General features: G+C 58.6%; 16 protein-coding genes. 3 read left to right on the plus strand and 13 right to left on the minus strand.

The annotated features are described in order from the left end of the window. Nucleotides 1-112: 112 nt before the first annotated feature. The 4 genes from CFB02_RS10725 to mpl all read right to left on the minus strand — a co-directional run bounded on the left by CFB02_RS10725 (nucleotide 113) and on the right by mpl (nucleotide 5,288). Complete coding sequence (locus CFB02_RS10725) at nucleotides 113-1,855, minus strand: protein adenylyltransferase SelO (protein WP_088557996.1); 1,743 nt, start codon at nucleotides 1,853-1,855, stop codon at nucleotides 113-115. Nucleotides 1,856-1,937: 82 nt separating this feature from the next. Next, on the minus strand, nucleotides 1,938-3,077 hold the full coding sequence (locus CFB02_RS10730) for an acyl-CoA dehydrogenase family protein (RefSeq protein WP_008176400.1): 1,140 nt from the start codon (nucleotides 3,075-3,077) through the stop codon (nucleotides 1,938-1,940). Between the two features lie 122 nt (nucleotides 3,078-3,199). Then, nucleotides 3,200-3,847 carry a flavin prenyltransferase UbiX gene (locus CFB02_RS10735; protein ID WP_088557997.1) on the minus strand — a complete coding sequence of 216 codons (648 nt, stop codon included), beginning with the start codon at nucleotides 3,845-3,847 and terminating at the stop codon, nucleotides 3,200-3,202. Between the two features lie 46 nt (nucleotides 3,848-3,893). Next, nucleotides 3,894-5,288: a UDP-N-acetylmuramate:L-alanyl-gamma-D-glutamyl-meso-diaminopimelate ligase gene (gene mpl / locus CFB02_RS10740; RefSeq protein WP_088557998.1), complete on the minus strand. Its 1,395-nt coding sequence runs from the start codon at nucleotides 5,286-5,288 to the stop codon at nucleotides 3,894-3,896. Between the two features lie 155 nt (nucleotides 5,289-5,443). Between mpl and CFB02_RS10745 the strand changes: the two genes are divergently transcribed. Continuing rightward, nucleotides 5,444-6,706 (plus strand): 6-phosphofructokinase, encoded by a 1,263-nt coding sequence (locus tag CFB02_RS10745; protein WP_088557999.1) that lies wholly within the window; start codon nucleotides 5,444-5,446, stop codon nucleotides 6,704-6,706. Nucleotides 6,707-6,795: 89 nt separating this feature from the next. Here the strand turns inward: CFB02_RS10745 and CFB02_RS10750 are convergent, their stop codons facing one another. Both CFB02_RS10750 and CFB02_RS10755 read right to left on the minus strand, forming a co-directional pair. Next, nucleotides 6,796-7,050, minus strand: a complete 255-nt coding sequence (locus CFB02_RS10750) for a GrxA family glutaredoxin (protein WP_088558000.1) — start codon at nucleotides 7,048-7,050, stop codon at nucleotides 6,796-6,798. A 120-nt stretch (nucleotides 7,051-7,170) separates the two neighbouring features. Further along, nucleotides 7,171-9,297, minus strand: coding sequence for a methyl-accepting chemotaxis protein (locus CFB02_RS10755; RefSeq protein WP_088558001.1), 2,127 nt, complete (start codon nucleotides 9,295-9,297; stop codon nucleotides 7,171-7,173). 60 nt (nucleotides 9,298-9,357) lie between these two features. Here CFB02_RS10755 and CFB02_RS10760 point away from each other — a divergent pair, with 60 nt between their 5' ends. Beyond that, nucleotides 9,358-9,801, plus strand: a complete 444-nt coding sequence (locus CFB02_RS10760) for a YqaA family protein (RefSeq protein WP_041644973.1) — start codon at nucleotides 9,358-9,360, stop codon at nucleotides 9,799-9,801. Here CFB02_RS10760 and CFB02_RS10765 read toward each other — a convergent pair. Continuing rightward, complete coding sequence (locus CFB02_RS10765; RefSeq protein WP_088558002.1) at nucleotides 9,741-11,186, minus strand: ABC1 kinase family protein; 1,446 nt, start codon at nucleotides 11,184-11,186, stop codon at nucleotides 9,741-9,743. The two genes, CFB02_RS10760 and CFB02_RS10765, sit on opposite strands and share 61 nt — an antisense overlap. 252 nt (nucleotides 11,187-11,438) lie before the next feature. On the opposite strand from CFB02_RS10765, the gene CFB02_RS10770 reads away from it, so the two are divergent. Further along, nucleotides 11,439-12,530: a GGDEF domain-containing protein gene (locus CFB02_RS10770; RefSeq protein ID WP_088558003.1), complete on the plus strand. Its 1,092-nt coding sequence runs from the start codon at nucleotides 11,439-11,441 to the stop codon at nucleotides 12,528-12,530. Between the two features lies 1 nt (nucleotide 12,531). On the opposite strand, the gene lipB is transcribed toward CFB02_RS10770, so the two are convergent. From lipB to mrdA, 6 genes are all read right to left on the minus strand, one after another. Then, nucleotides 12,532-13,170: a lipoyl(octanoyl) transferase LipB gene (gene lipB / locus CFB02_RS10775; protein WP_088558004.1), complete on the minus strand. Its 639-nt coding sequence runs from the start codon at nucleotides 13,168-13,170 to the stop codon at nucleotides 12,532-12,534. A 5-nt stretch (nucleotides 13,171-13,175) separates the two neighbouring features. Further along, nucleotides 13,176-13,445 (minus strand): YbeD family protein, encoded by a 270-nt coding sequence (locus CFB02_RS10780; RefSeq protein WP_008176421.1) that lies wholly within the window; start codon nucleotides 13,443-13,445, stop codon nucleotides 13,176-13,178. 30 nt (nucleotides 13,446-13,475) lie between these two features. After that, nucleotides 13,476-14,642, minus strand: a complete 1,167-nt coding sequence (locus tag CFB02_RS10785) for a D-alanyl-D-alanine carboxypeptidase family protein (RefSeq protein ID WP_088558005.1) — start codon at nucleotides 14,640-14,642, stop codon at nucleotides 13,476-13,478. Nucleotides 14,643-14,697: 55 nt separating this feature from the next. Beyond that, a complete protein-coding gene (locus CFB02_RS10790) occupies nucleotides 14,698-15,591 on the minus strand; it encodes a septal ring lytic transglycosylase RlpA family protein (RefSeq protein ID WP_088558006.1) in 894 nt (297 codons plus the stop codon). A gap of 123 nt (nucleotides 15,592-15,714) precedes the next feature. Next, nucleotides 15,715-16,857, minus strand: coding sequence for a rod shape-determining protein RodA (gene rodA / locus CFB02_RS10795; protein WP_088558007.1), 1,143 nt, complete (start codon nucleotides 16,855-16,857; stop codon nucleotides 15,715-15,717). Continuing rightward, on the minus strand, nucleotides 16,857-18,746 hold the full coding sequence (mrdA, locus tag CFB02_RS10800) for a penicillin-binding protein 2 (protein ID WP_088558008.1): 1,890 nt from the start codon (nucleotides 18,744-18,746) through the stop codon (nucleotides 16,857-16,859). Before mrdA ends, rodA begins: the two co-directional genes overlap by 1 nt. Between the last annotated feature and the right edge of the window lie 4 nt (nucleotides 18,747-18,750).

Below are 18,750 nucleotides of genomic sequence, written 5' to 3' on the forward strand. Positions count from 1 at the left end.
GCAACCGTTTATCCTTGTTAGAGGTTGTGCCGCTACTTTAGGGGATGTGGTGATCGGAGACCTTGATAGGTTTGGCAATTTGTAAAGTTTGGTAACCAGACGAGGGCACTCGTCACGACGAACAGCTGTAATGGGAAAACCCGCCGAGATCGAACAGCTCGAGGGGCTTCAGACGGTTGTAGCGATGCTCAACCCCATCCGATTGCTCGTCATAGGGTCGATTCAATACTCTTTGCAGGTCTCTCAGTGGCAGGTAATCACCGTCAGCAGCTTGCTGATAGGCCGGAACCACGAACCACTCGCGCATGGTGTATTTCGGGTTCACGAGTTTCATGTCCCGGGAGAGCTCCTCGCGGAGCCGGGAACCGTTGCCCACTCTGTCGATTCCAATCTGGCATTTCCAATTGGCAAGCCATTCGGACCACCGCTTGAGCAGCCCTTCCGAGTCAGTTCCTCCTGCTTCATCCAGTGACCTGTAAAAGCTCTGCTTTAGTGGCTCAATATCGTCGGGTACAGAGGACAGCTCACGAAAGAAAACGGTGTAATCCACCGGGGTGCGGGTCATCAGCATCATCAGCTCCCGGAAGAGTTCGGCGTCAAAATCTTTCAGCCCCAGTTTCGCTGACCACATGCTTTCCATTTCCGCCTGCATCACCTCCGGAAAACCCTTCTGAATCTCGTCGAGCTGAGCCAGTTCGTCTTCATGGCCATTGAGCAGTGGACGGAGGGCCGAGCAGAAACTCTTGAAGTTCTGCTCGGCGGCCGCCGGTTGATTCAGGAAAGCAAAGTGTTGTCCGCCACCGGTCCACGGTTGATAAAACGGCTCAAACACTTCGCAGAAGCCGAAGGGCCCGTAATCCAGTGTGAAGCCGCCAGCGGCGCAGTTGTCGCTGTTGAAATTGCCCTGGCAATAGCCGACTCGGATCCAGTTTGCCACCAGCGAGGCGAGGCGGCCGCGGAACGCCCGTGCAAGCATGACGACTTTCGTGGGAGTCGCGAGCGTCTGGTCAATGACCCCGCTGTACTCACGATCAATCAGGTGCAGCACCAGCTGTTCGAGCTCTTCGATCGCTCGGGGGTGTTCCTGTTTTCTGGCCCTGCGACCAAAGAGTTCGAGCTGGCCGACCCGGATGAAGGAAGGCGCAACGCGGGTGGAAATGGCAACCGGCTCTGAAATGAGCTGGTCGGGATCCCGGGAATGGGAGCCCTCGGAGTACCAGGGGCGCCGCACCCTCTCCGTTTTCGAGACATAAAGGCTCAGTGATCGCGAGGTCGGCACACCCAGGGCATGCATGTGCTCTTGCGCCAGGAATTCACGGACGCTGGAGCGCAGAACGGCGCGTCCATCGCCACCGCGACAATACGGAGTCTGCCCGCCACCCTTGAGCTGCATTTCCCAGCGCCGACCGTTGATAACCGCTTCAAAAACCGAAATGGCACGGCCGTCACCATAGCCGTTGCCGGTCTGGAAAGGACACTGCTGAGTGTATTCGGTGCCGTAGATGGAAAGCGCGTAGCCACAGGCCCAGCCCACTTTGCGCATCGGCTCCGGTACAAGCGAGAGGTCTCCGGAGAACATCCGGATAAAGTCGTCGGACTGGGCCAGGCTGTCGGCGAAGCCCAGTTCGCGGAACAAACCCTCACTGTGGGCAACGTAGTCAGGATTCTCGATGGGCGTTGGCCGGACGGGAACATAATGCCCTGAAAAGACCTGCCTTGGTCGATGGTCAACACCATCGGACGTAGCGTCAGGATCAGGGGTAAGATGATCCATCAGCGAATAGTCGGCCACTGGTGCAAGATCTTCGAGGTCAGTCACTTCGAAACCGGTTTCCCGCGACAACGGCTGTTGCATTTGTGCCTCTCCTGATCAAAGGAAACGGGCAGTGCCAGCACTGCCCTCAGTTGCCCTTATGACCAGGCCACGCGGCTGGGGTTCAGAAAGAACGGGCAACGATTTCCTTCATGATTTCATTGGTGCCGGCGTAGATCCGCTGAACCCGTGAGTCCGCCCAGGCCCGTGCGATCGGATATTCCCACATGTAGCCGTAGCCGCCGTGAAGTTGAACACACTCATCCATCACTTTGCACTGCAGGTCTGTGGTGAGCTGCTTCAGCATCGCCGCAGTGGGGATGTCGAGCTTCTTGTCCAGATGCAGCTCCAGGCACCGATCGGTGAACACCCGGGCAGCGGTAATTTCCGCCTTCATTTCCGCCATCTTGAAGCGGGTATTCTGAAACGCAATCACTGGCTTGCCGAAGGCGTTGCGCTCCTTGACGTAATCCAGGGTCCACTGCCAGGCGGCTTCGGCTGCGGCAACAGCACCCAGGGCCACCTGAAGGCGCTCGGCTGCCAGCTCCTGCATTAGCTGGAAAAAGCCCTGGCCTTCGCCCGGACCGATCAGATTCTTCTCAGGTACTTTAACATCCTGGAAGAACAGCTCTGAGGTGTCCTGGGCCTTCATGCCCACCTTGTTCAGGTTCTGGCCTTTCTCGAAACCTTCCCACGCGGTTTCCACCATGAACAGGCTGATGCCTTTGGCGCCTTCCTTGGGATCGGTCTTGGCAACAACAATAACCACGTCAGCAAGCTGGCCGTTAGTGATGAAGGTCTTGGAACCGTTCAGCACGTAATGATCGCCGTTTTTCACCGCCGTCGTTTTCACGCCCTGCAGGTCCGAGCCGGCACCCGGCTCCGTCATGGCAATGGCGCCAATCATTTCACCGCTCGCCAACTTGGGCAGATAATGATTTTTCAGCTCGTCGGAGCCGTAGTTGAGCACGTATGGTGCAACAATGTCAGAGTGCAGGCCCCAGCCTATGCCCGTCAAGCCGGCCCTGGCCACCTCTTCGATCAACACCGCGCTGTACCGGAAGTCCGCGCCTACACCGCCAAACTCCTCCGGCAGGCAGGGGCAAAGGAAGCCCAGCTCACCAGCTTTCTGCCAGAGCTCGCGGCTAACCTGGCCGTCTTTCTCCCACTGATCATGGTAAGGCGTTGCCTCCTGCTCCAGGAACTTGCGGACAGAATCGCGAAAGCCTTCAAGGTCGGCGTCGAAGAGAGTGCGTGGAATCATGGTGAACCTCGGTGAATAACCTGTTTTGTGATTGTCGTTCACCAAGTCTCTGCCCGGAGCCCGGTTTGCTCAATGATGAAAAGCATCAATCGGGCTGGCCAAAACCATCGCTTGGAGCAGCCTCAGCCCTTGCGCTTGTCCTCGGCTCGGGCTTCGCCCCATCGGGGCATCAGGTCCTGCGGCAGGTTCAGATGATCAAGGATTCGGGCAACAATAAAATCCACCAGATCCTCGAGCGACTGGGGCTTGTGGTAGAAGCCGGGACTCGCCGGCATGATGACAGCACCCATGCGGGTCAGTTTCAGCATGTTCTCCAGATGCACCTCCGAGAAAGGCGCCTCCCGTGGCACAAGAATCAGCGGCCGGCGCTCCTTTAAGGCCACATCTCCGGCCCGCTCAATCAGGTTGTTACTGGCACCGGTCGCCAGGGCCGAGAGAGTGCCGGTACTACAGGGGCAGACCACCAGTGGCGCTTTCTCCCCGGAGCCGGAAGCCGGCGGTGCAAACCAGTCTTCCCGACCAAACACCAGAACCTGCCCCGGTTCTGCGCCCGCATAGGCAGACAATGTTTCCTGCATCGCCGGCGGCGTTCCCGGCAGTTTCAGATCGGTTTCCGTGGCGATCACCACCTGCGCAGCCCGGCTGACCATCACATTCACCCGGCAGCCTGCTGAGACCAGGCACTGCAACAGGCGCAGGCCATACTGGGCACCCGACGCGCCAGTGAAGGCCAGGTTAACGGTTGATGGCCGGTTAGGTTCGTTGGTCATGAATATCGCCACTTGTCAGTCAGGAGGAGTCGCCGGTTACGCCGGATCAGCCACGGATACGCTCAAGCTCGGCAATAAGTTTACCGTGAATACCACCAAAGCCTCCGTTGCTCATAATCACAATGTGGCAGGGGCTGGGAAGATCTTCCAGGGTGCGCGCCAGCAAATCCTCTACTGTAGCCTCCACCCGGTGCCGATCGGAACCGGCATTCAGCGCCTGCCAACCGGCAATCAGTTCCGGCAGCCACTCCATGTCATTCAGGTTCGCCCACAGAACCCGGTCCGCGATTTCCGCGCTGGGCAGCAGTGTCTGCTGGTGCACGCCCTGCTTCATGGTGTTCGAACGCGGCTCAATCAATGCCAGGATAGGTTCATCACCCACCTGGTTGCGCAAGCCCTCAAGTGTGGTGGCAATGGCCGTGGGATGGTGGGCAAAGTCGTCGTATACGCGCACCCCGTCTATGTCCGCCAGCAACTCCATCCGCCGCTTGACGCCTGAGAACCGGCACAGGGCGGCCACCGCATGGTCCGGGGTGACGCCCACGTGACGGGCGGCAGCAATGGCAGAAAGAGCATTGCGGACATTATGAAGACCGGTCTGATCCCACTTCAGGGTTGCCACCGGCTGTTCGTGGTGAATCACCAGAAACCGGCTGCCATCCTCCGATAGCAGCTCGGCCCGCCAGTCCGACATGCGCGGGGTCTCGCTGCCAATCGAGGTGTCCTGAACCGGGCTCCAACAGCCCAGTGCCAGGGCATTGTCCAGGTGGCCATCCACCGCGGGACGGATAATCAGGCCCTGGGAAGGGACGGTCCGGACCAGATGATGAAACTGCCGCTCGATGGCCTCGACGTTTTCGAAAATATCCGCGTGATCAAATTCCAGATTATTCAGGATCAGGGTATGGGGGCGGTAATGGACGAACTTGGAGCGCTTGTCGAAAAAGGCGCTGTCGTACTCGTCCGCCTCGATCACAAAAAAGTCGCTGTTGCCCAGACGCGCCGACACGGGAAAGTCCCGGGGGACACCGCCAACCAGGTATCCCGGTTCAAACCCGGCCTGATCCAGGATCCATAGCAGCATGGACGTGGTTGTGGTCTTGCCGTGGGTACCGGCTACCGCCATGACCCAACGGTGCCTGAGCACCTCGCGGCTCAGCCACTCGGGCCCGGACATGTAGTCGATATTGCGGTTGAGCACCGCTTCGACTTCCGGATTGCCGCGGGACATGGCGTTACCGATAAGCACCAGGTCCGGTTTCGGCTCCAGGTGATCCGGGCTATACCCTTCCATCAGACTGATACCCTGAGCCTCCAGCTGGGTGCTCATGGGTGGATAAACACCCTGATCGGAGCCTGTCACCGTATGGCCGAGTTCCCGGGCCAGAACGGCCAGGCTGCCCATGAAAGTGCCACAGATTCCGAGGATATGAATGTGCATTCGGCAACTGCCCTCTGAGTTGAAACCCGACAAGCCTCCCGTATCCGCCCCACCCCGTCAAGAGCCACGCTATCCGCAATCCTGCTCATGAAAATTGCCGTCGATTGGCGTATCATCTGCGCCATTGTCGAACCAGCAGGAGGCTCCAGCCCGAGATGGCCATCAAGAATGCATTCTACGCTCAGTCCGGCGGTGTCACCGCCGTCATCAATGCCAGTGCCTGTGGCGTCATCCAGACCGCCCGCAAGCATCCGGACAAAATCGGCAAGGTGTTTGCCGGACGCAACGGCATTATCGGGGCGCTGAAGGAAGAACTGATCGATACCAGCCTCGAGAGCGACGATGCCATCCAGGCACTGATTCACACCCCGGGCGGCGCCTTCGGCTCCTGCCGTCACAAGCTCAAGAACATTTCCGAGAACCGGCGCGAGTACGAGCGCCTGATCGAGGTGTTCCGGGCCCACGACATTGGCTACTTCTTCTACAACGGCGGTGGGGATTCACAGGACACCGCCTACAAGGTTTCACAGATCGCCGACAAGATGGGCTATCCCATTACCTGCATCGGCGTGCCCAAGACCGTGGACAACGATCTGCCCTTCACCGACTGCTGCCCGGGCTTCGGTTCGGTTGCCAAATACATTGCCACGTCCACCCTGGAAGCCAGCCTGGACATCAAGTCCATGTGCGAAACGTCCACCAAGGTGTTCATCCTGGAAGTAATGGGGCGCCACGCCGGCTGGATTGCCGCATCCGGCGGCCTGGCAGGACAGGGCGAGGGCGAACCGCCCCACGTTATCCTGTTCCCGGAAATCCCGTTTAATCGCGACGCCTTCCTTGAGCGCGTGGATCATTGTGTGAAGGAATATGGCTACTGTGTAGTCGTGGCCTCCGAGGGTGCCCAGTACGAAGATGGTCGGTTCCTGGCGGACGCCGGAGCCAAGGACGCGTTTGGCCACACCCAGCTGGGAGGTGTTGCTCCGGCCCTGGCCAATATGGTCAAGCAGGCCCTGGGCCACAAATACCACTGGGCCGTTGCCGACTACCTTCAGCGCAGTGCCCGCCACATTGCCTCCGCCACCGACGTGGAGCAGGCCTATGCGGTTGGCAAGGCTGCCGTGGAAATGGCACTTGAGGGCAAGCAGGCTCTGATGCCCACGATCGTCCGCGAACAGGGCAAACCTTACGTCTGGAAGATCGGTGAGGCCCCGCTGAGCGAAGTGGCAAACCAGGAGAAAAAGATGCCGATCCACTTCATCACCGACGATGGCTTTGGTATCACCCAGGATTGCCGGGACTACCTGGAACCTCTGATTGCCGGTGAGAGTTTCCCGCCATTCGATAACGGCCTGCCGCGTGTTGCCAAACTCCAGAACACGCTGACCGAGAAGAAGCTGAAGACCGACTTCCAGCTGTAACCGAACGAACAGCGTACCGGAAAGCAAAAAAAGCCTGACAGAGCAGCTCTGTCAGGCTTTTTCATTGTTCAGACCCTACACGCAGATGGTTAGCGGGACAGCTCCGATTGCTGGTCGCGCATATAGGCGTAGAACTGATCAAACCCACCCACGTACTGGTTGCCCACCAGAATCTGCGGCACGGTATAAACCGGCCGGCCAATCTTGTCCGCGATATCCTGCTTGCTCATGCCCTTCTCGATCATATCGACCCAGACGTAGGGAATGTTCCTGGCCTCACACAGGCGCTTTGCCTGAACGCAGAAACCACAACTCGAGCGGCCATAAATCGTGACCTGCTCCATAAACACCTCCCTCAAGTCTCTGGCTGTATGTTTCAGGACTGACATCCTATGGATGAATGATGGCACGGCAAAAGCTAATTTAAAATTGATGCTTTGAATCGCCACCATAGTAGGCGCCCATCATGTCCTCAGGCGACCGAGCTCCCGCTCCAGAACCTGCACTTCATTGTCCAGGGCCTGACCACTGCCTTTGACGCGACCAGCAAGTTCCCGGAGATCGTTGGCGGCGTCACCGATATGAGTGAGGTTGCGATTGATTTCCTCGCTCACCGAGCTTTGCTCTTCCGCTGCGGTCGCCACCTGGGTCACGTGTTCGACAATGGTTCCGATCCGCTCGACAACCGTGGCCAGGGAATGGGCCGCCTCCTGGGTGCCATCCACCGCCGAGGTGGCGCGATCAACACCGCTCTGGATCACCGAAACCGCCCCGTTCACATCCTGCTTTAGGCCGTCGATCATGGTGCTGATTTCATCGGTGGATTCCCGCGTCCGGGAGGCAAGGGTTCGGACCTCATCGGCGACAACGGCAAAGCCGCGCCCCTGCTCACCGGCCCTTGCCGCCTCGATGGCGGCGTTAAGCGCCAGCAGGTTGGTCTGTTCTGCAACGCCACGGATGACATCCAGAATCCGGTTGATGTCCTCACTGCGATTGGCCACCTGGCCGATCGCCGTGCTGGCCTCGCCCATATCATTGGCCACCGCGCTCACGCCGTTGACTGCGGACGACAAGGTATCCTGGGTAAAGCGGATGCCGTCCTGGGCCATCCGGGCGTTGTCCGCCGCCTCGCCGGCAAATCCCGCGACCTCACCGGCAGCGACAGACATTTCGTTCATGGCGGTCACCACGCTGTCGATGTCCTGATGTTGCCTGCCGGTCTGCTCATCAGTCTCAACCGCAATACTTCCGACATCCCTGGCCTGTTCGCGGACCTTGGCGTTTACATCCTTCAGGTCGTTGATCATCTCTCTCAGCCTCGCCAGGAAGGCATTGAATCCACCAGCCAGCTCGATCAGCTCGGCGTGGGTGTCGATTTCCAGCTCACGGGTAAGGTCCCCTTCGGCACTGGCCAGGTTCTTCATGCGATCCCGGATCTCATCCAGCGGGCGGGTCACCGAGCGGACCAGGAGAACGAGGGCGACAACAGCAAGAACCACGACACCGATGCCTACCAGGGTCTGGCGGGTCGCGGTCGCGGCCACTTCCTCTGACAGCAGGCCCGTGATTTCGGAAACGCTGGCAAGCGCGGCATCTCTTGGCAGTTCAATCAACAACGACCACTCGGCATCGGGCAGGCTGATTACGACGGGATAGGCCACGGCCAGGGTCTGGCCGTCATCGAAGGTCCCCTCACCCTGATGCAATCCCGAGAAGGTATCGCCATGCTCCGGCAAAGCCTCCTGAAGGGGCCGACCAAGATGTGCTTCATAATGACTGGATGCCGCGATAAGACCCTGCTCGCTGATCAGTGTGACCCGGGACTTGCCGTCAAACAGTTCCTTGCTGACACCGGAAATGGTTCTTTGCAGTGTCGAGAGATTGATATCGACGCCCACCACGCCGGCGAATGCTCCGTCGTCCAGAATCGGAACCACCAGGCTGGTCATCAGCTCGGAATAGCCCTCACTGATTTCGTAGTCATAGGGCTCCATGATGCAGGGTGCCTTGGTGTCCCGCGAGCACAGATACCACTCGGCTTCCCGAATCCCGAATTCGTTCAGACTATCCAGATACTTCGTAGCCGGGTCCTCGGTGCGGCTGAAGTAAACCTTGCCCTCCGGATCCCGGTAGTAATAGATTTCCAGGGTACCCTCGTCGCTGCTGTGCTCCTCAACACCACCGGTGAAATAGCGATCCTGCCCGTCATAGCCATCCGGCTCGAACTGGGCGTATATCGAACTCAGACTTTTCTGCTCCTCAAGCACGGCGCCAACAGTTTCCTGCAGGGCCGTCCTGCTGATTCGACCGGAACTGTCGGACTGAATATTGCGGGTAATGACATTGCGGACGACTTCCGGGGTCCGAAAGGCAGTTGCAAACTGACCACTGACCAGCTCGCCGAACTTGCCAGCGGTTGCGCTGAGCTGATCCATTACAATGCCCTGCACCGTATCCCGGGTCTCGACACTCAACCGCTTCTCCATGGCTCCGAGAGACAGCTGGGCAGTCACCACGATACTGATGCCCATTATCAGAAGCAGGGACACAACAAGGGCGTAGAGCTTGAAGCGGAGCGATAACTGTTTCATGGTGAAGGCGGACCTGCGGAGAGTTGGAGGTTCATTCTATTTTAGAGCACGGAGGGGTCGGTGGCCTACCTGACGCTATTTCTGACCGCGTTCGCCGCTGCCACACTGCTGCCCGCTTACTCGGAAGTTCTGCTGGGCACGCTGATAACACAGGGTTACTCCTGGTGGTGGCTGTGGTTCTGGGCAACGCTGGGTAACACGCTGGGCTCGGTCGTTAATGGAGTTATCGGCCGGCAGGTAGATCGCTTTAAGCATAAACGCTGGTTTCCGATCAGCGAGATGCAATTGCACAAGGCGAGGAACCGCTTTAACCGTTATGGCCAATGGTCTCTGCTGATGGGCTGGCTGCCTCTGGGCGGCGACGCGCTGACCCTGGTTGGCGGGATCATGCGCGTGCCATGGCTCAATTTTGTGATATTGGTAGGAATCGGCAAGGGGGCCCGCTACGCCTTTGTGCTCTGGCTCGTCGCGGAGGCGTCCGGTGCATCGTCACCTTCACCGTAGAGGTATTTCCGAAGCAGCGGCTCGCCGTTGAATTCGGAATTCAGAACCGCAACGAAAGTGTAGACCCCGATCAGTTTACGGTTAAGGAACACGAACTCCTTCGGGGGCACCCGGAAATAGCGACTGATCGCCGACCGGGCCGCCTGACGCGCCACCCGGGACGGCAGTTCACTCTGTTTCCAACGATACTGGCCATGACTGTTCACCGCGTAGTCCGGCCAGGAATCCTTGTCACTGGAGAGGGGCTCAAGCACCGACATGCAGACCTGGCCGAACTTCTCCAGCACTTCGTCGGGCCATTCGGTGCTCATGAAACGCAGTTTCACGCCACCATCGATTACCGCATCGAGATCATTCTCGTAGGATGCCTTGATCATCTGGATGACCGGTTTGAGAAAGTCGTCCGAGTAGGACTGCACGGCGCCGAAATCGAGGAGGACGATACGGTCGTACCCCGGGTCATCCCCTTCCTCCCCGGCAATCCGGATGCGGTAGTTGCCGAAATTGGGATCGGTCTGTATTTCGCCCCAGATGAACAACTCCCGGAAAAACAGCTCCAGGGCGGCCTTGCCAAGGGCACTGCGACGTTCCAGCGGGAGGTCCCTGACCGACTGGGAACTGACCGAATGCCCGTGTTCGTAGGTTGAACAAATAACGTGCTCGGTTGAAAACTCCGGCAAGACCCTGGGCACAATGAACCTCGGATCCGATGCCAGCATGTTGCGAAATTTCTCGGTGGTCTTCGCCTCAAGGCGATAGTCCACCTCGCGATGCATCATCTGCCGGACTTCCTCCAGCCAGTCATTGAACTCGGGGCCAAAACTGACCAGCCTGGCCACTCGCAGCAACTGGGCGACCGCATTCAGGTCGCTGTCTACGGCGTCGGCAACGCCGGGGTATTGCACTTTCAGCACCAGTTCCAGGCCGTCACTGCGGCGCCAGGCCCGATGGACCTGCCCCAGCGACGCAGCGCCAATAGGCTCGGGCTCTACATCCAGTTGCGCCAGACGCTCCGCGCCCAGCTCGTCTTTCAGCACACGTTCGATAGCCGGCCATTCCAGAGAAGTGGTCTGATCTTCCAGGGTGTGGAGCGCTTCGGTGACTTCCTCGGGCAGAAAATGCTCACCATACAGAGCCATAACCTGGCCAATCTTGACCACGCTGCCCTTCAACTGGCCCAGTTCATCAACCAGGAACCGCGCCTGGCTCGAAAGCATGGCGCGATGACGTTTTTCCCGGTTTTCCCGACTGCTGAACCAGTTGGTTGCCATGTGTGAGGCCATACGGGTACCAGCAAACAACCCGGCACGGGTCAGACTCAACCTGCGCTCGAAACTGCCTGTCTTGATGCGGGAAACCGAATTTCCTGAACGTCTGGAAGACATAGTGACCTGTTCGGATCAGAGAATTTCACCACGTTTGGCGGCTTACACCATTATACGGATAGTCAGCGGAGCTGACCTAACCGAGTCGACCGGCTTGCCACGGCCACGGGGCCAATGCGTCGGCACCGGTACCGGTTTACATCTGCACAACCGGATCATTTACGTTTCGACACAGTTTCCGCCGGGAAACCGGTCTAGTATTTCTAGATACGTAAGGTCCAACAACGACTATCACAACAACAAGATCTGAAAATGCCGCAATCCGCAAGAAAAACGCCGGATACGGAGCTGTCGCAGTTCCGGGTCAAGGGCGAGATTCCTGTCCCGATCCTGATCAACTGGCTGACCGCTGTTGCCGTGCCCCTGCTCTGTTTCTTTGCCTGGCGCTCCAGCCTGCAGAACGACCCGATCACGCCGCCACTGCTGGTTGGCTTCGCCGTTCTTCTTGCCGTCAACTCTGTGAGCTACCTGCTCTTCGGTAACAAGACCCTGCAGCGTCGCGGCTTCATAACCCTGATTACAGTGCTGTTCACCTACCTGGCTATCAACGCGGTAGAGGACGGTTCCGCCATTATCTGGTTGTTTGCCTACCCGCCCATCATTTTCTACATCAGCGAATCCCGGGTTGGGGTGCTCGCCTGCTGTGGCGGGTTCGCCGCCGTCATCTTCCTGTTCAGCCCACTGGGGGATTTCCTGTTCGAGCCGCCGCACAGCACCAGTTTCAGAATCACCATGATAGCGGTGCTGGGTTTTGAAATGGTCACCTGTTACATCCTTGACCAGAGCCGTCGACGCAGCAAGCTGGGGTTGCTGAAGCTGGCCGCGGAATTCGAGTATGCCGCCAAGCACGATGCCCTGACCGGCCTGGCCAATCGCCGCGAAGCGCTTGAGCAACTGGACATCGAGTATCAGCGCTATCTTCGCAACGCCCGGCCCTTTTCGGTGCTGCTGATGGACATTGACCTGTTCAAGAGCGTTAACGACAACTACGGGCACCATGTGGGTGACGAATTGATCATTCTGGTGGCCAGGACCCTTCGGGAACAATGCCGCAAAGTTGATACGCTGGCCCGATGGGGCGGTGAGGAGTACCTGGTTCTGCTGCCCGAAACCAATACCGGTGAGGCGCTGGCATCCGCAAACCGGATCCGTGAAGCTTTTGCCGCCAGGTCCGTGAGCACGGAGCAGGGCCCGATTCAGGCAACCATCAGTGTGGGGGTGGCGTCGATCCGTGGCTCGGAATCCATCGATCGCCTGCTGCAGCGGTCAGACGAAGCCCTGTATCGGGCGAAATCCGAGGGACGTAACCGCGCATGCGGTTACGAGAATGAAGCCGCGGCCTGAGCTACCAGCCCTCGCGGAAATCGACATCGTGGTGGGCCAGGCCACTGACCAGCTGCTGCGACAACCGCTGCTGCACGCCAGCCAGTGTCACACCGGGAACAAAGTCGCGAACCTGACACATGGCCATTCCTGCATAGCCGCAGGGGTTTATGCGCTGAAAAGGCTCCATGTCCATATCCACATTCAGCGCCAGGCCATGAAAGGAACAACCCCGGCGAACCCTCAGTCCGAGCGAGGCAATCTTGGCGTCGCCCACGTAAACGCCCGGGGCGTCCGGTCTCGGAGCGGCCTCAACGCCCAATTCTGCGAGCGTACGGACGATAGCCTGTTCGATCTCGTCCACCAGAGAACGTACACCAAGTTTTTTGCGGGTCAGATTGATCATCAGGTAAATCACGAGCTGGCCGGGACCGTGGTAGGTCACCTGCCCGCCCCGATCCACCGGGATCACCGGGATGTCGCCCGGGGCAAGAATATGTTCGGCCTTCCCCGCCTGGCCCTGGGTATAAACCCGCGGATGCTGCAAACACCAGAGTTCATCCGCCACACTGTCATCGCGGTCGGCGGTGAAGGCCTTCATGGCCTCCCAGGTTTCCAGATAGGGCTGCTCACCCAGGGATCGGACAATCAGGTCAGGCATCGGGCTCAGAGCACCATGTGTACGCGGCCACTGGCCTTGAGATCCTCGAACAGGGCCTTCAGTTGCGCCTCACCCGTGGCCACAATCTTCAGTTGAACCGAGGAAAAACGGCCTTTGCTGCTATCGTTAACGGTGATGTCGGTCTCGCTGATTCCGGGGGCATGCTGCTCCACAACCTCGACCACGAACTCGGTGAAATCCGGGGCCGCATTGCCAATCACCTTAATCACATAGTCGCAAGGAAACTCAATTTTTGGTGCTTTCGGCTCACTCATGCCGTTTTACTCCCCGGGATCAACATCACCTTACTGAAATAACTGAACGAAAAAGAGCTTGATGGCGTCCCAGATGCGTTTGAAAAAGCCACCTTCGGGAACCTCGGTCAGGGCCAACACCGGCTGATCAACCAATACCTCGCCGTTATAGGACACCTTGACCCGTCCCAGCTCGTCCCCGACTTTAATGGGTGCCTTGATCACAGAATCAAGGTCGACCGTCGATTCAAGATCGTTTCGGGAACCCCGCGGAATGGTCACGTAGACATCCTCCGTCATCCCAACCGAGAGCTGGTCGGCCTGACCGCCCCAGACACGGGCTTCGATGAGCTCCTGGCCCGACCGGAACAGGCGTTCGCTCTCATAGTAGCGGAAGCCGTAGTTCAGCATTTTCTGAACTTCCTGGGCCCGGGCCTGCTCACTGCTCGTTCCCATGACGACAGCGATGAATCGTGTGTCATTGCGCTTGGCGGAGGCCACAAGACAGAAGCCGGCCTCCTCGGTATGACCTGTTTTTAACCCGTCCACGCTGTCATCCCGCCATAAGAGAGTATTGCGGTTTGGCTGACGGATGTTGTTGTAGGTGAAGTGTTTCACCGTATACAGAGGGTAATTCTCTGGGTAGTCGTAAATAATCGCTTCCGCAAGCAAGGCCAGATCATGGGCCGTTGAGAAATGATCAGGGGAAGGCAGCCCTGTCGCATTCTCGAAGTTGGTATTCTTCATACCCAGAATCTGAGCCTGCTGGTTCATGATATCGACGAACGCATCTTCACTACCGGCAACGAACTCTGCCAAGGCGACCGAAGCGTCGTTACCAGACTGAATGATGACGCCCTTCAAAAGGTTCTCCACCGAGACAGTCGACCCCTCCCGTACAAACGTCCGGGAGCCCTTTGTCTGCCAGGCTTTGACACTGATGGGAACCATGTCGGACATGGAGATGCGGCCGTCGTGAAGCTCACGCTCGACAATATAGGCCGTCATCATTTTGGTCAGACTGGCCGGAGGCAAACGCTCGTGGCTGTTCTCCTCCATGATGATCCGTCCGCTCTTGGGATCCATCAACACGTAGGAGCTGCCGGCAATCTGCGGCGGCGACGGAATCAGCACCGACTGGGACATTGCCTTGCCTGTCAGGGCAAGCATCAGCACAAGGACAACGGAGAGAGTTCGAAAAGCAGAGTTTAAGGCCATGGGTCCATTCATTCGTCGTTAAGTGTATTTTTTAAATATGTCGTGTTCGGCTTATTCAGTGCGTGTCGGTCAGCAGGATGGACTGATCGAAACCACGGGCTTCCAGAAGGCTTTGGGTGCGCCTGGCGCTGTCTTCGTCATTGAAGGGACCCACCTGAACCCGATGGAAGCGCCCCGCGGAGGTATCCACTGCCCGAACGCGCATCGGGTTCTCCAGGACCGCCCTCACCTGGCTGAGCAGTTTTTCGGCCGGGTCCCGGCTGCTGAAGGATCCAAGCTGCACGAACAATGACCGGTTGGTCATCGCCATGTCACCGCTTGCCTCTACCCGGCTTTCAGCGTATCCGGCCGGACTTCCGGAGGAATAAGGCTCTCCGGCAATGAACATGGCGCCATCCGGCCTGACGGTGATGGCCGCCACCTCCACTCGGGCCGTGCCCCTGGCCTGGTACCCCAGCTTCTTGGCAGCGGCGTATGACAGGTCGATGATCCTGTCGCTGTGAAAGGGACCGCGGTCGTTGACACGGACAATCACCGAGCGACCGTTATCAAGGTTCGTTACACGTGCATAGCCGGGAATCCGCAGGGATTTGTGCGCGGCGGACATCGTGTACATGTTAAAGGTTTCGCCGTTGGAGGTCTTGTGGCCATGAAATTTCTCGCCGTACCAGCTCGCCGTACCCCGTTCCACATAGCCATCGTTGCTGTCGAGCACGTGGTACTGCTTGCCCCAGACCTGGTAGGGCGATTTATTGCCCGCCCTCCTGGGGGCCTCGTAAACCGGTACCGCATCGTCAAGACCGGACACATCGAAGTTGCCCGAAGGAGCCCTGTCGGTTGCCAGGGTATAGCGGGACGAATGGTCCGTTTCCGGGGCCGACGCGCAGCCGCCAAGTATCAGCGACACAACCACCGACAGCAGGAGGGAGAATGAGGGCTTGCAGTTCACTGTCCGGAATTCCTCTTGACTACACTGGCCACCGTCATCAGGTTCCCGGTGGTCCGGCCTTCATTGTAACGGGTTCTCCGACGGAATCACCATTACCCTGTGGCCATGGTTCGATTAACCAAATCAGGCACCGATCATTCGCCGATGGGTATGAATCGACATCAAAACACCAAAGGCTGCCATCAGGGTGACCCCCGATGTCCCACCGTAGCTGATCAGGGGCAATGGCACACCAACGATTGGCAAAAGTCCACTTACCATCCCGACATTTACGAAGATGTAGATGAAGAACGTCATGGTGAGCGCACCCGCGAGAAGGCGGCTGAATGAATCCTGGGCCGTCGCGGCAATATACAGACACCGCAGTATGATCAGGAAATACACCGTCATCAGGATCAGCATGCCCACGAACCCGAACTCTTCAGCCAGCACTGCGACTATAAAGTCGGTATGGCTCTCTGGCAGAAACTCCAGGTGCGACTGGGTTCCCTGAAGCCAGCCCTTGCCATCCACGCCACCGGAACCGATGGCAGTCTTGGACTGGATGATGTTCCAGCCGGCGCCAAGAGGATCACTCTGAGGGTCCAGAAGCGTCAGCACCCGCTGTTTCTGGTAGTCCCTCATGACGAAAAACCACATCAATGGGGCCGAAACGGACACCATGGCCACGAACGCCGTGATCAGTTTCCAGCTGATGCCCGCAAAAAACACCACGAAGATACCGGCCATGCCGACCAGCAGCGAGGTCCCCAGATCCGGCTGCTGCATAATCATGACCATGGGTACCAGAACGATCGCCAGCCCGACAGTCACGTGCCGGAACCTGGGCGGCAGGAAATGCCTGGACAGATACCAGGCGGCCATCATGGGAACCACCAGCTTCATCAATTCGGATGGCTGGAAACGCGGGAGTCCCGGAATCGCCAGCCATCGCTGCGCACCCTTGGCACCAACGCCCACCAGCAGAACCGCGACCAGGGCCACAATACCGGCGCCATAGAGCCAGGGCGCCCAGCGGCGAAACACCGAGGGATCCAGCTGTGCAAACACCAGCATCACAACAAGTGCTACGCCCAGACGGATACCCTGAGCCTTGACCACCTCCAGGTTCCGGTCAGCACCGCTGTAAAGTACAAACAGCCCCCCGGAAATCAGCATTAGCAACAACACTAAAAGAATCGGATCCAGATGAAGCGCGGCCCAGATACTACGGTGACGGCCTAGGGGGTTACTCGGAGTCGAATCCAGTAATGCGTTGAGAGCCATCAGTCGGCCACCTTGTCAACACCGCTGAGCAGTGCGCCATCGGCCTGCCCGTATTCGAGCAGCCAGGAATCAAACAGCGCTCGAGCAACCGGCGCGGCCGTGCCACTGCCGCTACCGCCGTTTTCGACAATCACTGCAACTGCTATCTCAGGATTGTCCGCAGGCGCAAAGCCAACAAAAAGCGCATGATCCCGCAGTCGCTCACGGATTTCGTCCTCGTTGTACTCTTCGTCCTCCGCAAGACTGAACACCTGGGCCGTGCCGGTCTTTCCGGCCATTTTATAAGCTGCGCCGCGACCCACGGCCCGCGCTGTTCCTTTCTCGCCGTGCATTACTTCAACCATCGTGTCGACCGCATACTCCCAGTCGTCCGGATTCTTAAGCGTAAGCGGTTCGTGATACTCGGCGGGCAGAAAGTCCTCGACCGGGCTGTCACCCTTGATATCTTTCAAGAGCCTGGGCTCAACCCATCGCCCCCGATTGGCAACCAGGGCCGTCGCCGTGGCCAGCTGTAACGGTGTAGCCAGCATGAATCCCTGGCCAATGCCCATATTGACCGAATCGCCCGGGTACCAGGGCTCGTTGCGGACCGCCCGCTTCCAGTCCCGCGAGGGCAACAGCCCACTCAGAGCACCGGCAACATCCAGGGTGGCATCCTCACCAAACCCGAACTGAGCCAGATAGCTGTGCATCGTATCCACGCCCATTTCCACGGCAATCTCGTAAAAATAGGTATCGCAGGATTCCGCAACCGCGTCCATTAAATCCACCCAGCCATGGCCCGTGCGCTTCCAGTCGCGCCAGACCCGGCCGCCCTCTTTCAATCGGAAGTGCCCCGGATCCCAGATGGTGTAATCCCGCGTGGTGGCTCCGCTATCAAGGGCGGCTACTGCGAGCATCGGTTTCACAGTCGAGCCCGGAGGGTACTGGCCCCGCAAGGCACGGTTGAACAGGGGCTTGTCTTTGCTTTCGCTCAATTCCCGATAATCATTGACGCTGATACCGGTGACAAATTTGTTGGCGTCAAACCCCGGCACGCTGGCCAGTGCAAGAATGCCGCCGGTATCCGGTTCTATGGCAATGATGGCGCCCCGGCGACCATCAAGAAGCTCGTGGGCACGCTGTTGCAGCCTGAGATCCAGATGCAGCTGCAGATCCTCCCCGGGAACCGGGTTCTCACGTTCCAGAACCCTGAGAGTCCGGCCACGGGCATTGGTTTCGACATGCTGGTAACCGACCTGGCCGTGGAGGATTTCCTCGTAGAACCGCTCAATGCCCGACTTGCCGATGTAGTTGGTGCCCGCATAGTTGACCGGATCGATCCTCTGCAACTCATCCCGATTGATACGCCCGACAAATCCCAGGGCATGGGCAGTCAGCTCACTGTGGGGGTAATACCGTACCAGCTCAGCCTTGACCTCGACGCCCGGAAGCTCGTGGCGATGCACGGCGAGGCGCGCCATCTCCTGCTCATTCAGGTCATAGCGCAGGGGGATTTCCTGGAAGGGCCGGCGGGGCTCCTGAAGCCGACGCTGAAACCGTTCGCGGTCTTCCTCGGAGATCTCCAGGATCGTGTCAAGCTGCGCCAGGGTATCGTCCATGCCCTGTACCCGCTCGGGCACAAGCGTCACACTGAAAACGGGGCGGTTCTCCGCCAGCAGGGTGTTATTGCGGTCGTATACCAGCCCCCGGGGAGGAGGCACAGACTGGACCTGAACGCGATTCTTGTCTGAGAGCGTGGTGTATATCTCATGCTCCACGACCTGAAGCTGGTACATCCGGGCAATCAGGCCGCTGATAGCGAGCATGACAAGCACCAGCATGACCAGGCTCCGCCGCTGGAAGAGCCGACGTTCCGCTGCCGTATCCTTGAATTCACCCCATGGCATAACG

Source organism: Marinobacter sp. es.042, assembly GCF_900188315.1.
In the GTDB taxonomy this organism is placed as follows: domain Bacteria; phylum Pseudomonadota; class Gammaproteobacteria; order Pseudomonadales; family Oleiphilaceae; genus Marinobacter.

Excerpts from the sequence above, each read along its gene's own strand:
- CFB02_RS10770 (WP_088558003.1), top strand. The coding sequence starts at position 11,439 with ATGCCGCAATCCGCAAGAAAAACGCCGGATACGGAGCTGTCGCAGTTC.
- CFB02_RS10745 (WP_088557999.1), top strand. The coding sequence starts at position 5,444 with ATGGCCATCAAGAATGCATTCTACGCTCAGTCCGGCGGTGTCACCGCC.
- CFB02_RS10735 (WP_088557997.1), bottom strand. The coding sequence starts at position 3,847 with ATGACCAACGAACCTAACCGGCCATCAACCGTTAACCTGGCCTTCACT.
- CFB02_RS10765 (WP_088558002.1), bottom strand. The coding sequence starts at position 11,186 with ATGTCTTCCAGACGTTCAGGAAATTCGGTTTCCCGCATCAAGACAGGC.
- lipB (WP_088558004.1), bottom strand. The coding sequence starts at position 13,170 with ATGCCTGACCTGATTGTCCGATCCCTGGGTGAGCAGCCCTATCTGGAA.
- CFB02_RS10750 (WP_088558000.1), bottom strand. The coding sequence starts at position 7,050 with ATGGAGCAGGTCACGATTTATGGCCGCTCGAGTTGTGGTTTCTGCGTT.
- CFB02_RS10730 (WP_008176400.1), bottom strand. The coding sequence starts at position 3,077 with ATGATTCCACGCACTCTCTTCGACGCCGACCTTGAAGGCTTTCGCGAT.
- CFB02_RS10725 (WP_088557996.1), bottom strand. The coding sequence starts at position 1,855 with ATGCAACAGCCGTTGTCGCGGGAAACCGGTTTCGAAGTGACTGACCTC.
- CFB02_RS10755 (WP_088558001.1), bottom strand. The coding sequence starts at position 9,297 with ATGAAACAGTTATCGCTCCGCTTCAAGCTCTACGCCCTTGTTGTGTCC.
- CFB02_RS10780 (WP_008176421.1), bottom strand. The coding sequence starts at position 13,445 with ATGAGTGAGCCGAAAGCACCAAAAATTGAGTTTCCTTGCGACTATGTG.
- CFB02_RS10785 (WP_088558005.1), bottom strand. The coding sequence starts at position 14,642 with ATGGCCTTAAACTCTGCTTTTCGAACTCTCTCCGTTGTCCTTGTGCTG.
- mpl (WP_088557998.1), bottom strand. The coding sequence starts at position 5,288 with ATGCACATTCATATCCTCGGAATCTGTGGCACTTTCATGGGCAGCCTG.
- mrdA (WP_088558008.1), bottom strand. The coding sequence starts at position 18,746 with ATGCCATGGGGTGAATTCAAGGATACGGCAGCGGAACGTCGGCTCTTC.
- rodA (WP_088558007.1), bottom strand. The coding sequence starts at position 16,857 with ATGGCTCTCAACGCATTACTGGATTCGACTCCGAGTAACCCCCTAGGC.